This window comes from Gordonia marina (genome assembly GCF_052036135.1).
GTDB lineage: Bacteria > Actinomycetota > Actinomycetes > Mycobacteriales > Mycobacteriaceae > Gordonia.
On record NZ_JBPSDN010000083.1, the window covers coordinates 1 to 1382 of the forward strand.

The window sequence follows — 1382 nt, forward strand, 5'->3', positions numbered from 1 at the left end:
TGAAGCGCCCCGGGTTCAGTGGAGGTTCTCAACTCACGGAGGATGAGAGTCATGGCAGCACCACGGAAGTACCCGGACGAGTTGCGTGAGCGTGCGACGCGGCTGGCGGTCGAGGCCCGGCAGGACCCGGCGCGGAAGGCGGGTGCGCTGCAGCGCATCGCGGAGCAGCTCGGCATCAACGCGGAGACGTTGCGCGGCTGGGTGAAGCAGGCCGAGATCGACGCCGGCCAGGCGCCGGGGACGACGACCGCCGAAGCGCAGCGGATCGTCGAGCTCGAGCGTGAGGTCCGGGAGCTGCGGCGGGCGAACGAGATCCTGAAGACGGCGTCGGCTTTTTTCGCCGCCGCGGAGCTCGACCGCAAGCTGAAGTAACCGAGGTTCCCACCGCGGTGCTCGTCGAGTACATCGACGGGCACCGCGACCGGTTCGGGGTCGAGCCGATCTGCCGCGTCCTCACCGACGCGGGCACCCAGATCGCCCCGAGCACCTACTACGCTGCCAAGACGCGCCCACCGTCGGCCAGGGCGCAGCGCGACGCAGAGCTGACCGAGGATATCCGGGTCGTCCACAAGGACAACCTCGGCGTCTACGGCGCGCGGAAGATCCACGCCGCACTCAACCGCGAAGGCGTCGCTGTCGCGCGCTGCACGGTCGAACGGCTGATGCGCGCGGCGGGCATCCAGGGCATCCGGCGCGACAAGACCCGCACGACCACGTTCGGGGAAGGCGCCGAGACCGCGCGGCCCGCGGACCTGGTCAAGCGTGCCTTCACCGCGACAGCGCCGAACCAGCTCTGGGTCGCGGACCTGACCTACATCCGCACCCATGCCGGATGGGTCTACGCCGCGTTCGTCCTCGACGTGTTCAGTCGCCGCGTCGTCGGCTGGCAGGTCTCCACGAGCCTGCGCACAGACCTCGCCCTCGACGCGCTCGACATGGGCCTCTGGGAACGCCGCCGCGCAGGCCAGGACACCACCGGCCTGATCCACCACTCGGATGCCGGAGTCCAGTATCGAGCGATTCGCTACACCGAGCGGCTCGCCGAAGCCGACGCCGTCGCGTCGGTCGGGACGGTCGGCGACAGCTACGACAACGCCATGGCCGAGGCGTTCAACTCGCTGTTCAAGGCCGAGTGCATCCGCAACCCGGCCATGCGCCCGAAAGGCGGCTGGGCGTCGATCAAGGATCTCGAGATCGCCGTCGCTGAATACGTCGACTGGTTCAACCACCGACGCCTGCATGGCGAGATCGGGCACGTCCCGCCCGTCGAGTTCGAGACCACCCATTGGGCATCCCACGAGGTCGCCCGCTACCCTGAAGACCAGGTTCCGATCGGAACCGGTTCCAGATAACCGAGCCTCCACCAAACCCGGGGCGCTTCA

The 1382-nt window shown here is 68.7% G+C and carries 1 protein-coding gene and 1 other annotated feature; the gene reads left to right on the forward strand.

Features of this window, described 5'->3' with window-relative positions:
* Nucleotides 1-51 precede the first annotated feature (51 nt).
* Nucleotides 52-1352, forward strand: a protein-coding gene (locus ACSEEN_RS21365; RefSeq protein ID WP_440714251.1) for an IS3 family transposase whose coding sequence is annotated in 2 segments (ribosomal slippage) — nucleotides 52-343 and nucleotides 343-1352 — 1302 coding nt in all. Because the reading frame shifts where the segments join, the coding sequence is not laid out codon by codon here.
* Nucleotides 330-482: a sequence feature (AL1L pseudoknot), on the forward strand. Its footprint overlaps the gene before it by 153 nt.
* Nucleotides 1353-1382 lie beyond the last annotated feature (30 nt).